A 19497-nucleotide genomic window follows, 5' to 3' on the forward strand; every position below is an offset into this window, starting at 1 on the left:
GTAGGTTATGTCTGGTAAGGTTTTAACGATAACATCCGGTAAAGGTGGCGTTGGTAAGTCAACCACAACGGCCAATCTGTCTTTGGGGTTGGCTTTGGCTGGAAAGAAGGTTGTGACAATTGATTTGGATATTGGCCTTAGAAATCTGGATATGATTTTAGGTTTAGAAAACCGTATTGTTTATGATGTTGTTAATGTGGTGGAGAAGGTTTGCAAGATAAAGCAAGCCCTGATAAAGGACAAAAGAACCGATAATCTATATTTGATAGCCGCAGCCCAAACGAGGGATAAATCAGCTGTTAAGCCGGAGCAGGTTATAGAGTTGGCAAATGAGCTTAAGAAAGAGTTTGATTACATTATTTTGGACTCCCCTGCAGGCATAGAAGGTGGATTTAGAAACGCAATGCTGCCCGCTGATGAGGTTATAATCGTTACTACACCGGAAATATCCGCTGTTAGAGATGCAGATAGAGTTATAGGTATCTTGGAGGCTAACAACAAGAAAGAGATGAGTTTGATAATAAACCGTATAAATCCTATTCTTGTGAAAAAAGGCGATATGATGAGCAAGGATGATGTCTTGCAGGTTTTGAGTATACCTTTGATTGGTGTTGTGCCGGAAGATGAAAATATTGTTAGCTATACCAATGTTGGGGAGCCTTCTATTTTGCATCCCGATTCCCCTTCTGGTAAGGCATATAAAAACATAACCCAAAGGATTTTGGGCAAGGATGTGCCGTTTATGGAGATAGTGGAAAAGAAAAAGGGAATATTAGAGACAATAATAAGCTTTTTTAAGGAATAGTAGCTATGTTGTTGGATTTTTTTAGAAAAAATAAGAAAAAATCGGCTCAAAAGGCCAAAGAGAGACTGCAAATTATACTGGCACATGAGAGGGTTTCTAACAGAGCACCTTTTTTGGATGATTTAAGAAATGATTTGATAAAGGTTATAAGTAAATATGTAGATATAGACCCCAATGATGTTGAGGTATCTCTTCAGAGGGATAATTCCATGGAAGTTCTTGAGATAAACATACCTATTAAGTAGGTTTTTTTGCGAGTTGAAGCCCTATTCCAGCCATTATCAAAAACAGGGCGGCAATAGAGTAGGGCTCTATTTTTTCCTTCAGTATCAATGATATAAATACAAGAGATATAAGCGGCGTTAAATACACAAGGTTCGATATCAATGCCGTTTTTGCTTTTTTCAATGCATAAAACCAAAAAATGTAAGATATGCCATTGATAATAGCCCCGTTGATAAAAAGCCAAAAGAGCGTGTTTGAATTTATAAATTTTATCTGGAAGGCTTTAATTGTTGCGAGACTGAAAATAGAAGCGGATAAGAAATACACAAATACAGCTATTTTTTGGTCATACTTAACTTTTTTCCCTAGAACGGAAAAGAGGGCAAAGCATGTGGCACCTAAAAGCGCCAGGATGTCTGCATATAAATTTGTGAATTTTAGGGTGGATAAATTACCTTTTGTAGCTATTATAACTACACCTAAAAAGCTTATTGTTATGGCTATTAGACTCATGAGTGTTGCTTTTTCCTTTAGTATGAAAAAGCCAAGGAGTGTTATAAGGATAGGCCAGGTGTAGTTTATTATAAAAACCTCTTGAGCGCTTGCCAAGGAGAATGCTTTGTAAAGGAATACATAGAATAAGAAACTTCCCAAAAAGCCCAGAAATGACATTAAGATATAATCTTTGATTGAGTATTTTTTTAAAACCCTTATGCCATTTTGAGAAAATAGATATATGCCAAGTATAGAAGCTGAGATTATATTTGAGAAAAATAACATAGCATAGTTATTCATCCCCTTGAGAATTTCTTTTGAGGCTATAGGTATAAATGCCCAAGATGTTATACAGATAAAAACAGCGATTAGGGCTTTAATCATCCAATGGTTGTGCTTCATCAATAATCAAGATAGGTATATCATCTTCTATAGGGTATTTTAACTTGCATCTTTCGCAGATTAGAAACTTGCCATCTTTGTCTAATTTTAAATCTCCTTTACATTTGGGGCATGCTATTATGTCAAGTAGCTCTTTTTTTATCATAGTCCCTCCCAAACCATCTGTTTTAGTTTATCTTGCAAGGTTCCGCTAAATATCTCTTGCGGAGATACTTTTATCAATTTTATTTGAGCTTTTTCAAGTACTGGTTCTATTATTTCTAAGGATTGCATCTTGGCTTTGTTCTCCGGATTTGTTATAAAAATTGCTGCCACAGGATGAAGTTGGGGGGTTTTTAGTATTAGAAAATCAACGAATTTCATTTGTATCTTTAGGTAGGCGTTTCTATTTTCCTTAGGTGTCCAGATAAAGTCTGTAAGCCTCATCTTAGGTATCACTGTAAGGTTGCTTTTGTTTAGGCATTCGTTTAGCTTATCAAAGGCTACTTTTTCTGTTTTAGTCAATAGGAAGTCTTTGCGTTTGTAAACATCTGTGTCGTCTTTCTCTTTGAATTTTGAGCTTTTTATAAAAAAGTAGTAAACTATAATTAATAAAATCAAAGAGGCTATTACGACCATCCACATGTCTAAATCTTATCCTAAAATTCGTTAATTATCAAGAAGGCTTGAAAAAATCGCAAAAAGGAGTAAATTACTCCCTGCAAAAAGGGGACGCATTCTGGGTTCGACAGGGTGTTTTAGCAGCCGAGGGTCATGCCGAGCTCCTGCTTGCTCGTAAAACCGGCAGGAAAAAAGAAACGCAGACACTGAGTACGCTTTAGCTGCCTAATTGCAGGCGGCAGGTCTTTTACACCCTTTGGCGCTTTGGGGTGTAGATAGGCCTTTAGAGTTCAAAGCGCTGAAGGCTATCGTTTGCCTGAAGGCGATAGCCGAATTACCTACTTCAGGTGCAAACCACAACGGGTTTGGCTTCCTTTGTCCCAGTGGTTTTGCTTATAAAAAAGGAAGCTAAGCATGTAAAAACTCTCGACTGTGACGCACGCCTGGACGCGGGTTCAACTCCCGCCGTCTCCACCAAAAAATTAATTTATTTTGTGGTTATAAGCAACTAAGTTAAATGATTTTTAGTTTTTGGCTTTTTAAAGCCATTTTTCTTGACTTGGAGAAAAAAAGGAGTATATTCGACAACCGATGAGTGTAAAGAGACCTGTTTTAAAACCCAAGACGAATGTCGCAGCGCTGATTTTTATAGTTTTATTTGCTTTGGCTTTTGTTTTTGGTATAGCGTTGCTTGTGTTCGGTAAAACACCCTATCAGAATAGAGGTGTTGTTTTATATACGGTTAAAAACACACAACAGCTGAAAGAGAGGCTTTCTCTCTATAGTCCATTGAATAGCTATTTCTTTGCCATAGAACCATATCTTTTAAAGAGTCTTCCGAGGGATTTTGCTCATTTGGATGCAAAACAGAGAAAAGAGTTGTTTATAAAGGCTATGTTGCCTATAGCCTTTACTGTGAAGGCACAATTCGATAGGGAACATGAGCTTTTTATTAAGCTAAAAGAGAAACTTGATAACAATCAACCATTGAGTGAGGCGGATAAGAAACTTCTGGCATACGGTCTTAGGAAGTTTAGATGCAAAACAATCAATGAGCTTATTAAAAAGAGCGGTAGTATTCCTGTGAGTTTGCTTATAGCTCAGGCTGGCATAGAGTCTGGGTGGGGTAGTTCAAGGTTTGCTATTTATTACAACAATGTCTACGGTATACACAAGAAACATCCACGACCAGGCGATATTGTAAGAAGATTTTCGAGTCTTTACGATGCAACGGTTTGTTATATGTTAAATCTTGACAGAAGTCCAGCCTATAAAAGATTAAGAGAAGCACGCTATAGAATGGGTAGATATCCAAATCCGTATAAACTGGCAGAATATTTAACCCTATATTCTACAAGAAGAGGGGTTTATGTTCGTTTAGTGCAGAGAATTATATCATCCAATAACTTAGCTAAATTTGACAAGCTCTATCCATCGACGTTTGTGGCAGAAAACCCAAAGGGTTTAGCTTTAGAATAAAATATATTAATTCTTGACAATAGGGGCTTTTTTCAGTATAAAAAGCTTTGCTTTTGGAATTTGACTTTTTAAAGGAGAGGGGCGATGCAGAAGACATTCATGGCCAAGTTTGAGCCAGACAAAAGAAAGTGGTATTTGATAGATGCTAAAGGTAAAACATTGGGAAGGATTGCAACCCAAATTGCCGATATATTAAGGGGTAAGAATAAGCCTACATTTACGCCCCATGTTGATACGGGTGATTTTGTGGTTGTAATTAATGCTAAATACGTTAAGTTAACAGGAAAGAAGTTAGAACAAAAATATTACTACAGACACAGTGGTTATATAGGTGGACTGAAGGCTGTTAAGGCTAAGGATATGATTGCTAAATATCCTGAAAGGGTTATAGCACACGCAGTAAAAGGGATGCTCCCTAAGAATAGGTTGGCCAATAAACTTATTACAAAATTAAAGATTTATCCTGAGGCCGATCATCCACATAAAGCTCAAAATCCTGTTAAAATAGAAGTTTAAAGGGGTGCTAAATGGAAAAATATTATGCAACTGGAAAAAGAAAAACTGCCGTTGCCAGGGTTTGGGTATGGCAGGGTGAAGGAAATATAAATATCAATAAACAAACGCTGGATGAGTATTTTGGTGGGTTGGAAGAAGCCAAGTTAAAAATACTCTACCCACTCAATTTGGTTGGTTTAAATAGCAAGATAGATGTGTATGCCACCGTTAAAGGTGGCGGGATTATGGCTCAGGCTGAGGCATTAAGACACGGGATTTCCAAAGCCTTGGTAGAATATGATCCCAATTTGAGAGCCACACTGAAGCCTTTGGGATTACTCTCAAGAGATGCAAGGGCAAAAGAAAGAAAGAAATATGGAAGGAAGAAAGCAAGAAAATCCTTCCAATGGTCCAAGAGATAACACCCCCGCCCCACGTCAGTGGGGTTTTCTTTTTTGTGTATGTTAGAAGTAGGTATAGTTGGAATAACAGGCTTTACTGGCCTTGAACTATTAAAGCTCCTTATAAATCATAAAGGTGTTAAAGTTAGTTACATAGCCTCAAGGAGTGAGACAGGCAGAAAGGTTTCGGATATTTATCCGCTTTTTGAGGGTGTGTATGATAATGTAATTGAGCCAATAAGCGTAGATAGAATGGCTTCTTTGGATGCTGTCTTTTTAGCTTTACCGCACACAGTTTCTGCTTCCGTTGTTAAGGATATCTACGATAAGGTTAGAATTATAGACTTAAGCGCAGACTTTAGGTTGTCTTCAGTCGATGAATATGAAAAGTGGTATAAGGTTAAACACCCCGCCAAAGATCTGCTTAGGAATGCCGTTTACGGCTTGGTTGAGCTTAACCGTCAGCAGATAAAAGCATCCAGGATAGTAGCGAATCCTGGATGTTATGCAACAAGCGTAATTTTGGCTTTGGCGCCAGTGGCAAGTTATATTAATGATATTGTGATAGTAGATTCAAAATCTGGTGTTAGTGGCGCCGGAAGAGCAGCTAAAGATGGGCTGCAATTTTGTGAGGTTAATGAAAACTTCAAGGCATACTCTATAACAGGTCATAGGCATATACCAGAGATGGAGGAGCAGCTAAGAAGGTATAATAACGATATAACAGTTGAGTTTATACCGCATCTTTTGCCACTTCAGAGAGGGATACTTTCCACTATTTATGCCTCCTTGAAAGAAAGAGCCAACGTAGAAGAACTCTATAAAGATTTTTATAAAAACGACTTTTTTGTTAGAGTGGTAGACGAACCGCCTACATTGAACAATGTAAGGGGTACAAATTTTTGTGATATATATCCGTACTATGATGAGAGAGTAGGAAAACTTGTTGTGATAAGTGTTATAGATAATCTTATTAAAGGTGCCTCGGGTCAGGCTATTCAAAACTTAAATGTTATATTTAATTTTGATGAAAAAGAGGGCTTAATGCCCTATCCTTACTATCCATGAAAGTAAAAGAAGTAAAAGGATCAATTTGTGTAGTCCCATCTATAGAAGCTTCAGCTGTATATGCTGGCTTAACAAAGAAAAAATTAGATGTAGGACTAATATATTCTAAAAAACCTACTGTTTCTGCTGCTGTGTTCACCAAGAACGCTATTAAGGCAGCACCAGTTATCTATGACATGGCCCTAATGAAGAAATTACCCGATATACGTGCTGTTGTAGTAAACAGTGGGAATGCCAATGCCTGCAACTCAAACGGGTCTGAGGCCGTAGATGCGATTGTAACAAAGACAGCCGAAAAATTGGGCATACTGAAGGAGCAGGTCTTTGTTGCATCGACTGGTATAATCGGTGAGGATTTGCCCTATGATAAGATAGTTTCTGCATTAGATAACCTTACCTTTACACTGTCTCACAATGCTTCGGGTTTTGCAGAAGCCATAATGACAACCGACACTTTTAAGAAAGAGTATGCTTTAGATTGTAGTTTCTACGGAAAGCAATTTCATATAGGTGGTGTGGCTAAGGGTGCTGGCATGATCCATCCCAATATGGCAACGATGCTTGCTTTCATAACTACGGATATAAATATAACACATGATATGCTTGATAGAGCCCTAAGAGAGGCTGTAAATAAATCGTTTAACAGAATTAGCGTAGATGGTGATACATCGACAAACGATACGGTTTTTATTATGTCTACAAACGAAGCCCCAAACGAAAAAATAGAGAATGAGAATGAGATATATAGGTTCTTTACCGACCAACTAACGCAGCTGTGCAATAATCTTGCCAAGATGATAGTGAAAGACGGCGAAGGTGCAACTAAAATTACGGAAGTTGTAGTTGTTGGTGCATTTTCAAAAAAAGACGCGGAACTTATAGCAAGAAGCATTGCAAACTCACTATTGGTTAAAACAGCTATATTTGGAGAAGATCCAAACTGGGGTAGGATTGTTGATGCAATTGGATACTCTCAAGCCTATTTTTCTATCAATAGAATGAAGGTTTTTATAGGGGATACATTGGTATTTGCATACGGCAGAAGGGCGGATTTTGATAAGACCAAGGTTGAGGCCTATATGAAAAATAACGAGATAAAAATCTTGGTAGATCTTGGAATAGGCGTTTGTACCTACAATATGTGGTTTAGTGATTTAAGCTATGATTATGTTAAGATAAATGCAGAATACCACACTTAGATATCATCAATAGTTACAGGATTTCCATTTTCTGGTTCGTGATGCATTAGTTTTAGGATTTCCTCCTCTTCTTTTTGGCTTATAGATACATATTTACCCTCACCTATAACTAATACAGTTCCATTTTTGTCCTTTAAGGTTCCCTTTGCAAAATGTATGTTGTGTTTTGTTGTTGTATACTCAGCCTCGACACTAAGCTCTATGTTGGGAGGTATTGGTTTTTTGTATTTTACCTTGAGCTCGGCTGTAAAAAAGAGCTTTTTTGTTATTACGCTGCATGCCCAACCCATAGCTTCATCCAAAATGGAAGCGGCTATACCACCATGGATTCTGTCTTGGTAGCCTATGTAGTTTGTGTTTAGCTTAACTTTGGCATATACTTTTTTGTTATCCGTTTTAAATGTTAAGTTTAACCCTGTGGGGTTTTCCTTGCCGCATATAAAGCACTTCTTGTATCTTGGTAAATTCCTCATATTGTTATTTTTTCATAGTATATCTGTTTTTTCAAGAATTTATTTGGTATAATAAAATACCAAGGGTTTATAGAAAAATAAATGATTTAATTTAATCGTTAAAGGTAAGTGGTCCACACATACTTACCACCTCTACTAAATATATACAGGTTCACAAACTTACTCAACCATTCATAAGGGTAGCCTGCTACCCTTATGATATCTTCCAGTAGTAAGGTTGGAAACCTTACTATGTTTTCAGATATCATAGCTTTTGTTGATTTCAGTTTCTCAAAAGGCGTTAGGCCGTTCATGTCTATGCCATAGTGAGGCCTTGCTGTATTCCATGTATCCTGCCATTGTTGAGCTTTGAGCAAGAACTCAGCGTCATTCCTGCACCTTTCTGGATGAATGGAGAAAAATGATTCATCGTCTTTTCTGTGTGAGTTTTTAACTATAGCCTGGAGGTGTTTTGCACCTGGTGGTATGGGTTTTAACTCTACATTCAGTTTTGAAAAGAATTCGTTGTATTCATCCAATTTTCTTCTGCTTGAGGATGCAAATTCAGAACCGTTGTCCAACCTTATGTTTATTTTTCCCCTTACATTGTGCAGCTTTAACCACAGTACGACAAAAAGGATAAAAGCAAATCCAAAGGATGCAGAAAGAGTATGGGAGTAAGCTGTAAATCTCATTCTCGTTTTTACATCTATTGCGTTCCATTCATATTTTGGCAGGTCGTATTTCTCTATGTGTCTATACACGCTCTTTGGTAGAGATGTTTCATCCAGTATGTGTTTTGTGTCTATCTGAAGGTGGCTAAAGGGCGTCAGGTGTTCATAATCATAAAGATGCCTTCTGTTTTTGTTTAGAGTCCTTATTTTCTTTTTCCTCACCCTGTTTCTCTTTAAAACCTTCTTTATTGTGTTTTCGCTTATCTCTATGGAGTATTTGTTCTTTAGGTAATAGCTTAGAAGCCTGTATCTGTACCCTGTGCTTTTTGCCTCTTCAACAATGAGTTTTTCAAGAGAACAGTCTATCTTTTTTCTTATGTTCTTTGGTCTTCTTGATAAGTCATTTAGTTCTCCATCCCTTGCCCTTCTCACTGTAGCCCTTGATATGCCAAGTATTCTTGCTGTTTTTGAGACATTGCCGTTGTTTTTCTCTAAAACCTTTCTGACCAAAATTCTTGCACTTGCAGGGTTTGATTTTCTCAAAGTGTGGTATATACTATCCATGATGCAGCCTCCATCCCTTTAGGAGTTTTATGGGTCTTCCTATTATATTCAAATCCAGTGATTTGAATATGCAAAAGAGGATGTGGGCTGCATCAGCCCTTGAGAAAGAGAAAGATTTAACGGGCAGAAAACCTACTTTCAGGTTTTCTGCCCCTACTATCTTTCTTATTCTCTTCACTTCCATGTTGGTGCCTCCACTCTCTTTTCTATCATTCTCATTCTCAGACATAGATATTACCTCTATTTGCTTTAGGTGGTAAGTATGTTTGGACCTATCTGGTTATTTAATCGTTAAAAGCCTTGAATTAAATATTTTTAAAGATTATAATCTATTTTAGCTTGGTTAAAAGGAGTTTTCTATGCTGGCGAAGAGGATTATACCTTGCCTGGATGTGGATAAAGGAAGGGTGGTCAAGGGTGTCAACTTTGTCGAGTTAATAGATGCAGGAGATCCAGTCGAGCAGGCCGTTATTTATGATAAACAAGGTGCAGATGAGCTTGTGTTTTTAGATATAACGGCTACTTATGAGAGAAGAAAAACGATTATAGATGTTGTTAGGAGAACGGCTGAAAAGGTGTTTATGCCTTTGACAGTTGGTGGGGGCATACGTAGTATAGAGGATATTAAAGATTTACTTAAGGCTGGAGCAGATAAGGTTTCCATAAACTCAGCAGCTGTTAAAAATCCAGAGCTTATAGATAAAGCAAGTAAAATCTTTGGTAGTCAGTGTATAATTGTAGCTATAGATGCAAAAAGAACTGACAATGGCTTTGAGGTTTTTGTGAAAGGTGGAAGAGAGCCTACGGGGCTTGATGCTGTTGAGTGGGCGATTGAGGTGCAACAGAGGGGTGCAGGTGAGATACTTTTAACAAGCATAGATGCAGATGGAACGAAAGATGGCTACGATATAGAGCTAACTTCACTTATAAGTAGGTCGGTTGATATACCTGTTATAGCAAGTGGTGGTGCTGGAGAACTTAAACACTTCCAAGAGATATTTGAAAAAACTGAGGCTGAGGCAGCTTTAGCGGCAAGCGTATTTCACTTTGGTATTTACACCATCTCAGATGTTAAAAAATTTCTAAAAGGTATGGGTATAAATGTCAGATTATAGATTTGCTCTTGTTGTTATGAGTGATTCAAAGTTTAGAAATCCCGAGGAAGATAGGGTTAGGCCTATCGTTGATGAGATTCTAAAAGCCAACGGTTTTAAGCTTGTTAGGTATGATATTATCCCCGATGAATTTGACTTGATAAAGGAAAAATTGATTGAACTTTCAAATGACTCAGATGTTGATGTGGTTATTACATCGGGTGGCACGGGTCTTTATAAGAGAGATGTTACACCGGATGCAACAAAAGAGATTTTGGATTATGAGATACCGGCCATTCCTCAAGCAATTCTCTATAACGCCCTTACTAAAACGAAGAGGGCTATGCTTTCCAGGATGGTGGCCGGTGTTAGAAATTTCACTCTTATTATAAATCTACCAGGCTCTCCAAAGGCTGTTAAAGAGGACTTGGAGTATATTATTGATGTAATAGAGCATGCTGTTGATAAACTCAAGGGTGATAATACACCTTGCGGTGAAAATTAAACCTTTTTAGAGGGGGAATTTATGGAACTATCCAGAGACAATTACGTTAAGGTTGTCAAGGCTCTGAAGAAAGACCTTGTGAAAAAGGGTTTTGAGGAGGAACTTGTTGAGGTCTTTGTTGATTCGTCTTTGAAATATTCAAAGGTAGAAAGCTTTTCTGAGAAATTTCCTTTTAAGTATTTAAATAGAGTTATTGAGGACAGCATAAAATTCCTTTTGGAGAAGAGGGATGATATAAAGCTCGAGCTTGAGGATATACAGATAGAAAATAAAAACTATACCCAAATTAAACTACTCACAGATAACAATCCATTTATTGTTGACAGTATAACATCAATTATCAATAACCTAAATGAATTTTATATAGATTTTAGTATTCAACCCATATTTGTTATAGAAAGGGCTAAAAGCGGAAAACTTACAAAGATAGAGTTCCCCCATGAAAGTGGCAACAAAGAGCTTTATTTGCTGTTTTTGCTTGATGCTATTAGTGATATACAGAAAGACAAACTTAGAAAAGACATTGTAAACTCTGTTGAGGAAGGCAGGCTTGCTGTATCGGATTTTAAAGATATGGAAAAAAGGGTCAAAGATATTGCGAGAAAACTCAACGACCCGATATATCTTAAAAAGATAAGTGAAAAAGATACAGAGGATATTAAAGAGTTCCTGATGTGGCTACTTGATGAAAACTTTATATTTTTAGGCATGAGAACATATAGGCTGGACTATGAAGAAGATGACATACTTATTCAAATGGACAAGCCGAGTTGTTTGGGTATTCTAAGAAAAATCGAAAGGTCTATGTTTAAGGATAAGATATCGATAAAGGAGCTTCCAGAGAGTGCTCTGGATACGGTAAAGGCTGGGAATGTTTTGGTTATAGATAAAACGAACTCAAAGAGCAATGTCTATGACACCCGCAGAATGGACTATATAGCTATATCAGAATTTGATAAAGATTTAAAGGTAATAAAAAGACATATAATATTGGGACTATTTACATCCAAGGCTTTAAAGGAACAGGCATCCAATATTCCGTTTTTGAAATCCAAACTTGATAGGATATTGTTTGAAGAGAATGTTGTAGAAGATTCTTTTGAATACAAACACATGATAGACATATTTAATACGCTAACTAAGGATGACTTGTTTATATCGAGCACGGAGAATTTGAAAATTCTACTTGAAGAACTTTTAACATGCGAGACAGAGAAAAGGATAAAAATATTAACCAGGCAGGCAAATTTGGTTCATGGAGTTTATTTGATAGCTGTCTTGCCTGTTAAGTTTTATTCACAGAAGAATATAGAGAATTTTACCCAATTCCTCAGTGAAACACTGAAAACCGAAGATATAGAATATAAAATAATAACACAAAGTCCTCGAATTATAAGAATTCACTATTATCTAATTTTTGATAAATACAAGAAACCTAAAATAGATGTTGAAGTGGTTGAAGAAAACCTAAAAGAAATAGTTTCAAGTTGGAAGGATAACTTTAGGTCTGCTTTGGCTGATATGTATGGCAGCGGCAAGGCTTCCTACTATATCAATAAATACATGAATAGTTTTGATGATGAGTACATCTCTAAAACCTCACCCGATGAGGCTATATTTGACATAGAGCATTTTGAGAAAATTTTGACCTCACAAGAGGTTGAGGCCGATATATACACTCAAGGCGATAGTATATTTTTTAACATCTACTCTCTTAATAAGTTGCCTCTTTATGAAATACTGCCAAAACTCAACAATATGGGTCTGAATGTTTTGTATGAGGATTTTGTAAGCATAGAGATAAACAAGAAGATTGTCTATATCCAGAGGTTTTCTGTAGATCCAGCAAAGTTAGATCTAACTAATGCAGATAAATTATTTAAGACAATAAATGAAAATTTTGAAGCCATTTGGAGAGGTATAGTAGAAGATGACGGTCTGAATGAACTTACAACAAAGGCTGTAATGGGTTATAAGTATATAGATGTTTTGAGAACATTAAGTAATTATTTGATGCAGATAAACTTCCAGATAAAAAAGGCATCCATCATAAGCGTTTTAGTTAAGTATCCGCACCTTGCCAGTATGCTTATAGACTATTTCGAAAATAAGTTCTCACCCCAGCTTGCTAGTGAAGAAGAGGTTAAAAAAGTTTATGAAAAAACAAAAAACGAGCTTGAGCAGATAAACGACATTCACGAATACAGAATAGTCCATTCGCTATTTAATATCATAGAAAGCACCGTTAGAACCAATTTTTACAAGAGAAACAAAAAATATCACTACATATCCTTAAAGATTAATTCATCAAAGATTCTTACAATGCCATCACCAAGGCCCATGTTTGAGGTGTATGTACATTCATCTTTTATGGAGGGCTGCCATCTCAGAGGCGGTAAGGTTGCCCGTGGTGGCATACGTTGGAGCGATAGAAAGGACGATTTTAGGCTTGAGATATTAGGACTTATGAAAACGCAGATGGTTAAGAATGCAGTTATCGTACCCGTTGGATCCAAAGGCGGCTTTATAGTCAAGGCGGTAGCAAAAAACAGAGAAGAATGGATTGAATTAGGTAAAAAGGCTTACAGAACCCTCATGAGGGGTATGCTTGATGTAACGGATAATATAGATGAGAATAACAATGAAATAAGACCTGAAGATGTTGTATGTTATGATGAATTTGACCCATACTTAGTTGTTGCTGCCGACAAAGGTACTGCTACCTTCTCTGATATAGCAAACGAAATCAGCGAAAAAGAGTATAACTTCTGGCTTAAGGATGCCTTTGCGAGCGGCGGTAAACATGGATATGACCACAAAAAGATAGGTATTACAGCAAGGGGAGCTTGGCAGTGCGTAGAAAGGCATTTTAGAGAAATGGGCAAGAATGTCTTTACGGATACGTTTACTGTTGTGGGCATTGGTGATATGAGCGGTGATGTTTTTGGAAACGGAATGCTTTATACAGACAAGATTATTCTAAAGGCTGCCTTTAACCATATAGAGATATTTATAGACCCCAATCCAGATCCTGAAGCTTCATACAAAGAAAGGAAAAGGTTGTTTGATAACGGACTGACGTGGAAGTATTATGATAAGAAACTCCTCTCAAAAGGTGGATTTGTTGTAGATAGAAATGCAAAGTCTATAAAGCTAACAAAAGAAGCAAAGGAATTTCTACAGACCAATAAGAATGAGGTAAGCGGAGAGGATTTGATAAAACTTATACTTCAGGCCGATGTTGACCTTTTGTGGAACGGTGGCATTGGAACATATGTAAAAGCAACAGATGAAACCAATGAAGATGTCGGTGATAGACTTAACGATGCGGTTAGGATAGATGCAAGCCAACTCAGGGCAAAAATAGTTGGTGAAGGCGGAAATTTAGGGTTAACTCAAAAGGCAAGGATAGAGTATGCCTTAAGGGGCGGAAAACTAAATACGGATGCATTGGATAACTCTGCCGGCGTGGATATGTCAGACCACGAGGTTAACTTAAAGATACTTTTAGGGCAACTAATGAAAGATGGTGTTCTTAAAGACTTAGAGGCAAGAAATAAAATGCTGGAGGATTTAACCGAAGAAGTTACACAAAGGGTTTTGACGCACAACTACATGCAGAGCTTTGCTGTTAGTTTAGATGAAATGCGCTCAAAGCAGGAACCTGATATATTCTTTGAGTTAGATAACTTTTTGAAGAATAAAGGTGTATTACATAAAGAGGACTATCCATTCCCCGATAGGAAAGAGCTTTCTTTAAGGGTGTCAAGGGGCGTTGGTTATACCAGGCCGGAGCTTTCTGTTATGCTTGCTCTAAATAAGATGTTTGTCTATAACGAGCTTTTAAAGAGTCAGGTGTTTAGTGGGGATACCATTGACCAATATGCTATTATGTATTTTCCACCAACAATTAGGGCTAAATACCAAGACTACATAGTAAAGCATAGATTGAAAAATGAAATAGCCTTTACATTTATGGTTAATTTGATTATCAATAATAACGGAGCGACAAGCTTGCTGAAGATTCATATGATGACAGACCAACACATTCCTCAAATCATGAAATCCATGATATTCTCATACGATGTACTCGATATATTAAATCTGAGGAACGAACTGTTTGAATATGAGAATAAGATTCCGCAGCAAGAGATCTATAAAATATCATTGGATATGTTTGATGCTGTAAATTCCTTTACTATAAACGAAATATATATGTTTAGAGATGGTGTGTCATTGGACACAAAGAAGGAGGAAGAAATAAAAGGATGGCTGAACGATTACTACTCAACTTGCGTTGAGGAAGGATTGTATCATGAGTCCTATTTGAAAAAAGTAGATGATTTGAAATCTGTTGTAGATGAGACCTTGGCTAAGAAGATAGCAAGGCTATATTTTATAGAGCCATTTATCCCATCTTATCACATAGCAAGGTTGCTAGGTAAAGACATAAAGACAACCGTTGAGGCGCTGGATACTATAGATAGGTCGTTTGGCTTTAAAGAACTAAAAGGTTATATAAACTCCATACATATAGCTAATGAATGGGATAGGATGGCGCAGTTCTCTGTCATAAGAAACTATATATTGGCAGAAATAACGATGGCCATCAGACTTATTAAAGAGTTTGCTGGGGATATAAATGCCATGATAGAGTCAAAAAGAGAGGTTTATGATGAGTATAAGACCGATCTTGACACTATCATGGGCATAAAGTCGATTAACTTACATCCTGCTATGTTACTCTATGATAAACTTCAAAAGCTTTTACATTAGAAGGTTGTTTAAAGGTTAAAATAAAAACCCCTTGTAAGCTTATAGCTTACAAGGGGTTTTTTAAATTCTTAATACTTTTTAGATTACTCTGTAAATTGAATTTCTTTGAAGCTCTTGCCTGCGAAATCTTTTGCAAGTCTCATCTTACCGCCAGCAAGTATTGTTTTTCTCTCCCTTTCTGTTAGATGATACTCAAGAGGGATTTCGATACCTTTTGTCACATCTTTCAATACAACCTCACCTGTACCGTCTATAAGTGCTTTTCTAATACCTTCTATCTTAATCTCATCACCCTGATCAATCTTTTCGTAATCATCAGGATTCTTGAATGTCAATGGAATAATGCCGAAGTTTATAAGGTTTGCTCTGTGAATCCTTTCAATAGCTTTAGCAATAACAGCTTTTACGCCCAGGTACATTGGGCAAAGTGCTGCATGTTCTCTTGATGAACCCTGACCGTAGTTATCGCCTCCAACGATTATGTTCCATACACCTTTTTTCTTATTCTCAAGACATCTGCTTGCAAATGTTGGATCTCTCTTTACAAATACATACTCAGCGTATTTTGGAACATTGGATCTGTATTTTAGAAGATCACCAGCGGGCATAATATCGTCCGTTGTTATCTTATCGCCAAACTTGCCTGCAACCTGACCTTCGAGGTCCTTGGGCATAGGATCTCCACTTGGAGGATCAACTATGTTTGGACCTTTGTAAAGTTCTATAGTCTTTGCTTCTTCAGGTGCTGCTGGTGGGAGAAGTAAGCTGTCATCGATTGTGAACTTCTCAGGAATGTCTACTTTTGGATAATTAATACCGAATTTGCTTTCAAGATCTCTTGGGTCGGTTATAACGCCGGTTAAAGCACAAGCTGCTGCTGTTTCTGGGCTTACAAGATAAATTTTTGCTGTGACTGTTCCGCTTCTTCCGTAGAAGTTCCTGTTATTTGTTCTTATAGATATGGCGTTATTCCTTGGAGCCTGTCCAGCACCTATACAGAATCCGCAGGCACTTTCGAGAACTCTGAATCCAGCTGCGATAATATGGGAGAGTTCTCCCTCATCGGCAAGCATTCTAAGAACTTGCTTAGAACCCGGTGCATAACCGCAACTTACGTTTGGATGAACTGTTCTTCCTTTTACAATCTCGGCAACTGTTTTACCGTCTTTATATGAGGAGTTTGTACAGCTTCCTATCATAACCTGGTCAACTGGCGTTCCTTCGACTTCTCTTACTGTTACTACATTGTCTGGGTTGTGGGGTTGAGCTATCATAGGCTCAAGTTCACTTAAATTGATTTCAATTATTCTGTCATAATTTGCATCAGGATCGGCCTCAAGCGGTGCCCACTGCTCTCCTCTTCCCTGAGCTTCTAAGAATCTTTTTGTTTCCTCATCAGATGGGAATACGCTTGTTGTAACGCCAAGTTCTGCGCCCATGTTTGTTATCGTTCCCCTCTCTGGAACTGTTAATGTTTTTACTCCTTTTCCGAAATACTCAACTATCCAACCTACATTACCCTTTGTTGATAATATTTGAAGTAGTTTCAATATAACATCTTTTGCAGAAACCCAAGGATTGAGTTTACCTGTTAGATGAACACCAAGTATTTTCGGTCTTGGCAGGTAGAATGGCATACCGGCCATAGCACTTGCAACATCCAAACCGCCAGCACCTATGGCTATCATTCCAATACCACCGCCAGTAGGTGTATGGGAGTCAGAACCCAATAGTGTTTTGCCTGGTGCACCTACCCTTTCGATATGAACCTGATGGCAGATACCGTTTCCTGCTTTTGAAAGGTAAAGGCCATACTTTTTAGCGAATGTCTGGAGGTATGTGTGATCGTCTGCATCCTCAAATCCCATCTGGATAGTTTTGTGGTCGATGTAACTTACCGATACCTCTGTTTTTACCCTATCTACGCCCATCTGTTCAAATTGAAGGTCTGCCATCGTTCCTGTAGCATCTTGTGTAAGAGTTTGGTCTATCTTTATACCAATCTCATCACCAGAGAACAAGTCTCCATCCACAAGATGCTCTTTCAAAATCTTTTGAGCAACCGTTAAACCCATATTCAACCTCCTTGAGTTGTAATTTTTATTTGCTTTTTTGCCGTAAAGCTTATATCATTTTTGTTGATAAAAAGCAAAGTTTTTTAGGCTTTTTTGGAGGTGGTATGGAAAGTAAAGTAAGAGTTTTGGTTGTGGATGACTCTTTGATTTCTCGTAAATACCTTAGGCGAATTTTGGAAGAATCTGGTAAAATTGAAGTTATAGATACAGCTAAAGATGGCCAAGAGGCTATAGAAAAAATAAAGTCTTTAAAACCAGATGTTGTTACGCTTGACATAGAAATGCCGCGTCTGAATGGACTTGATGCATTGAAAATTATTATGAAAGACCACCCCGTGCCGGTTATAATGGTTAGCTCTTTAACGAAGGATGGAGCAGAGGAAACGCTTCAGGCTCTTCGTTTGGGAGCTGTTGATTATATATCAAAAAACGATGTACTTTCCTTTAAGTCTGCGGCCAAGGAAGCAAGGCAGATTTTAATTGAGAAGATCTTATCTGCTAAAAACTCAAGAATTAGAGGTAGAAGACTAAAAGCTAAAGCCACCTCAATTATTCATAAAGAAAAAGAAGAAAAGCCCGAGGAGATATCGCAAGGCCCTAAGAAAAAACCAGAGAAATTGGATATAAGGGTTGTGGCAATAGCAGCTTCGACCGGTGGCCCTGTCGCACTTGAAAAGGTTTTCTCAGAACTTCCCTTACTGGGTGTGCCTATAATGATAGTGCAACATATGCCCAAGACATTTACAGGTGTTTTTGCTAACTCTTTAAGTAAAGTATCGAAGATAAAGGTAAAAGAGGCTGAGGATGGTGAGGAATTAAGGTCTAATCAGGGCTATTTAGCCCCTGGAGGCATGCAGATGACCGCCTCCAAAAGTGGATCAAAGTATATAGTTAGAGTTAGTGATGAGCCTAAGACCATATATACCCCTAATGCTAATGTTATGTTTAAATCTGTAGCTGAAACATTCGGGGATAAAGCTCTTTGTGTTATTATGACTGGTATGGGTGATGATGGCTTTAAGGGGTTGCAGGAAGTTGCAAGGGTTGGAGGAACGATTATAGCTCAAGATAAGGATAGTTGTGTTGTCTGGGGCATGCCCAGAAAACCGACGCAGACTGGCTTAGCAGATTTTGTTGTTCCTCTTGATAAAATAGCTTCCACTATATCCAAAATAGTGCTTGGCAGGTAGAAATAAATGCCTGAGATTCTATCTCAAGAGGAGATAGATGCCCTTTTAAATAATTTAGATAAAGAAGAGATAGCCGAAGAGGTTGAAGAGGAACCATTAGAAGAATTAGTAGAGCCTAAAAAGATATCTGTTTATGATTTTAAGCGTCCTGATAAGGTATCAAAAGAGCAGATAAGGGCCATTAAAAACCTTCATGATAAATTTTCAAGAAACTTTTCCTCAAAACTTTCAGCTTTTTTACGCTCGATTGTTGAAATTGAGGTAGTAAGTGTTGATCAGATGACCTATGCTGAATTTGTTCTCTCCTTGTCTAATAATGTCAGTTTTAATGTTGTAAGTCTTTCCCCTCTTGATGGCAATGCTGTCTTTTCACTTGAGCCGGATATAGGTTTTGCTCTGATTGATAGGCTTTTAGGTGGAATTGGTGAATCGTCTAATATCAATAGGCCTTTTACTGATATAGAACAGAGTATCCTACTTGATGTTGTAAGGCAGGCTATGGAAGAGATGAGGTCTTCATGGGAACCTATAATAGATATAAGCTTTGAGGTTGTAGGGCAGGAGTCGAGCCCAAATGTTGTTCAAATAGTTGCACCATCAGAGATTGTTGTTTTGGTGGTGTTTGAGGTTAAGCTTGGTGAAACTACAGGTATTATAAATTGGTGTTTGCCCGTTATTGTGCTTGAACCGGTCTTGAATAAAATAGGAACCCATGATATATTAGCTCGTTCAAAGAAAGCGACAGAGGATAGAATAGAAGATATAGCAAGGACTCTAAAAGAGGTTTTGGTTTATTTGGAATTTAGGTTGGGTACAGCTGCAATGAAAGTTGAAGACTTTTTGTCCTTGAAAGAAGGCGATTTATTGACCTTAGATAAAAAAGTTGATGATGAGCTACCTGTGTTTATAAATGGAGTAGAAAAATATGGAGTAAAGTTGGGTAGGAAAGGCTATAATAAGGCTGTAAAAATTAATCGAATAATAGGTTAGGGTGGGAT

General features: G+C 37.6%; 19 protein-coding genes and 1 other RNA gene. 13 read left to right on the forward strand and 7 right to left on the reverse strand.

The window, feature by feature from the left end:
- Window positions 1-7 precede the first annotated feature (7 nt).
- Together minD and minE are read left to right on the forward strand one after the other, a co-directional pair.
- Complete coding sequence (minD, locus tag HIPMA_RS01030) at window positions 8-805, forward strand: septum site-determining protein MinD (protein ID WP_013681223.1); 798 nt, start codon at window positions 8-10, stop codon at window positions 803-805.
- Window positions 806-810: 5 nt separating this feature from the next.
- Window positions 811-1050: a cell division topological specificity factor MinE gene (minE, locus tag HIPMA_RS01035; protein ID WP_013681224.1), complete on the forward strand. Its 240-nt coding sequence runs from the start codon at window positions 811-813 to the stop codon at window positions 1048-1050.
- On the opposite strand, the gene HIPMA_RS09355 is transcribed toward minE, so the two are convergent.
- From HIPMA_RS09355 to HIPMA_RS01045, 3 genes are read right to left on the reverse strand one after another with little or no spacing between them, the layout of a single operon-like run.
- Window positions 1043-1909, reverse strand: a complete 867-nt coding sequence (locus HIPMA_RS09355; protein WP_013681225.1) for a DMT family transporter — start codon at window positions 1907-1909, stop codon at window positions 1043-1045. The two genes, minE and HIPMA_RS09355, sit on opposite strands and share 8 nt — an antisense overlap.
- Window positions 1902-2072, reverse strand: a complete 171-nt coding sequence (locus HIPMA_RS09360; RefSeq protein WP_013681226.1) for a Trm112 family protein — start codon at window positions 2070-2072, stop codon at window positions 1902-1904. Before HIPMA_RS09360 ends, HIPMA_RS09355 begins: the two co-directional genes overlap by 8 nt.
- On the reverse strand, window positions 2069-2551 hold the full coding sequence (locus HIPMA_RS01045) for a DUF2726 domain-containing protein (protein WP_013681227.1): 483 nt from the start codon (window positions 2549-2551) through the stop codon (window positions 2069-2071). Before HIPMA_RS01045 ends, HIPMA_RS09360 begins: the two co-directional genes overlap by 4 nt.
- 83 nt (window positions 2552-2634) lie before the next feature.
- Between HIPMA_RS01045 and ssrA the strand changes: the two genes are divergently transcribed.
- The 6 genes from ssrA to argJ all read left to right on the forward strand — a co-directional run bounded on the left by ssrA (window position 2635) and on the right by argJ (window position 7169).
- Window positions 2635-3004, forward strand: a transfer-messenger RNA (tmRNA) gene (gene ssrA / locus HIPMA_RS09365).
- 114 nt (window positions 3005-3118) lie between these two features.
- Complete coding sequence (locus tag HIPMA_RS01050) at window positions 3119-4006, forward strand: glucosaminidase domain-containing protein (protein ID WP_013681228.1); 888 nt, start codon at window positions 3119-3121, stop codon at window positions 4004-4006.
- 84 nt (window positions 4007-4090) lie between these two features.
- Entirely contained in the window at window positions 4091-4522 is a 432-nt protein-coding gene (rplM, locus tag HIPMA_RS01055; RefSeq protein ID WP_013681229.1) for a 50S ribosomal protein L13, read from the forward strand.
- An 11-nt stretch (window positions 4523-4533) separates the two neighbouring features.
- Complete coding sequence (gene rpsI / locus HIPMA_RS01060; RefSeq protein ID WP_013681230.1) at window positions 4534-4923, forward strand: 30S ribosomal protein S9; 390 nt, start codon at window positions 4534-4536, stop codon at window positions 4921-4923.
- Between the two features lie 39 nt (window positions 4924-4962).
- The gene (argC, locus tag HIPMA_RS01065; protein ID WP_013681231.1) at window positions 4963-5970 is read left to right on the forward strand and encodes an N-acetyl-gamma-glutamyl-phosphate reductase; all 1008 of its coding nucleotides are present in this window, start codon (window positions 4963-4965) and stop codon (window positions 5968-5970) included.
- Window positions 5967-7169: a bifunctional glutamate N-acetyltransferase/amino-acid acetyltransferase ArgJ gene (gene argJ / locus HIPMA_RS01070; RefSeq protein WP_013681232.1), complete on the forward strand. Its 1203-nt coding sequence runs from the start codon at window positions 5967-5969 to the stop codon at window positions 7167-7169. Before argC ends, argJ begins: the two co-directional genes overlap by 4 nt.
- On the opposite strand, the gene HIPMA_RS08980 is transcribed toward argJ, so the two are convergent.
- The 3 genes from HIPMA_RS08980 to HIPMA_RS01085 all read right to left on the reverse strand — a co-directional run bounded on the left by HIPMA_RS08980 (window position 7166) and on the right by HIPMA_RS01085 (window position 9088).
- Window positions 7166-7642, reverse strand: a complete 477-nt coding sequence (locus HIPMA_RS08980) for a PaaI family thioesterase (protein ID WP_013681233.1) — start codon at window positions 7640-7642, stop codon at window positions 7166-7168. The genes argJ and HIPMA_RS08980 overlap by 4 nt on opposite strands.
- A gap of 98 nt (window positions 7643-7740) precedes the next feature.
- Complete coding sequence (locus tag HIPMA_RS01080) at window positions 7741-8859, reverse strand: helix-turn-helix domain-containing protein (RefSeq protein WP_013681234.1); 1119 nt, start codon at window positions 8857-8859, stop codon at window positions 7741-7743.
- Window positions 8852-9088 (reverse strand): hypothetical protein, encoded by a 237-nt coding sequence (locus HIPMA_RS01085; protein ID WP_013681235.1) that lies wholly within the window; start codon window positions 9086-9088, stop codon window positions 8852-8854. The genes HIPMA_RS01080 and HIPMA_RS01085 overlap by 8 nt, the downstream gene beginning before the upstream one ends.
- A gap of 130 nt (window positions 9089-9218) precedes the next feature.
- Between HIPMA_RS01085 and hisF the strand changes: the two genes are divergently transcribed.
- Genes hisF through HIPMA_RS01100 form a run of 3 tightly spaced genes read left to right on the forward strand, consistent with a single transcriptional unit; the run spans window position 9219 to window position 15234 of the window.
- The gene (gene hisF / locus HIPMA_RS01090; protein ID WP_013681236.1) at window positions 9219-9974 is read left to right on the forward strand and encodes an imidazole glycerol phosphate synthase subunit HisF; all 756 of its coding nucleotides are present in this window, start codon (window positions 9219-9221) and stop codon (window positions 9972-9974) included.
- On the forward strand, window positions 9961-10458 hold the full coding sequence (locus HIPMA_RS01095; RefSeq protein WP_013681237.1) for a MogA/MoaB family molybdenum cofactor biosynthesis protein: 498 nt from the start codon (window positions 9961-9963) through the stop codon (window positions 10456-10458). The genes hisF and HIPMA_RS01095 overlap by 14 nt, the downstream gene beginning before the upstream one ends.
- Window positions 10459-10479: 21 nt before the next feature.
- Window positions 10480-15234, forward strand: a complete 4755-nt coding sequence (locus HIPMA_RS01100) for an NAD-glutamate dehydrogenase (protein ID WP_013681238.1) — start codon at window positions 10480-10482, stop codon at window positions 15232-15234.
- An 83-nt stretch (window positions 15235-15317) separates the two neighbouring features.
- Here HIPMA_RS01100 and HIPMA_RS01105 read toward each other — a convergent pair whose 3' ends face one another.
- On the reverse strand, window positions 15318-17309 hold the full coding sequence (locus HIPMA_RS01105; protein WP_013681239.1) for an aconitate hydratase: 1992 nt from the start codon (window positions 17307-17309) through the stop codon (window positions 15318-15320).
- A gap of 104 nt (window positions 17310-17413) precedes the next feature.
- Here HIPMA_RS01105 and HIPMA_RS01110 point away from each other — a divergent pair, with 104 nt between their 5' ends.
- Complete coding sequence (locus HIPMA_RS01110; protein ID WP_013681240.1) at window positions 17414-18499, forward strand: protein-glutamate methylesterase/protein-glutamine glutaminase; 1086 nt, start codon at window positions 17414-17416, stop codon at window positions 18497-18499.
- Window positions 18500-18505: 6 nt separating this feature from the next.
- Window positions 18506-19489 (forward strand): flagellar motor switch protein FliM, encoded by a 984-nt coding sequence (fliM, locus tag HIPMA_RS01115; protein ID WP_013681241.1) that lies wholly within the window; start codon window positions 18506-18508, stop codon window positions 19487-19489.
- The last annotated feature ends 8 nt before the right edge of the window (window positions 19490-19497 follow it).

The organism is Hippea maritima DSM 10411 (assembly GCF_000194135.1).
In the GTDB taxonomy this organism is placed as follows: Bacteria; Campylobacterota_A; Desulfurellia; order Desulfurellales; family Hippeaceae; genus Hippea; species Hippea maritima.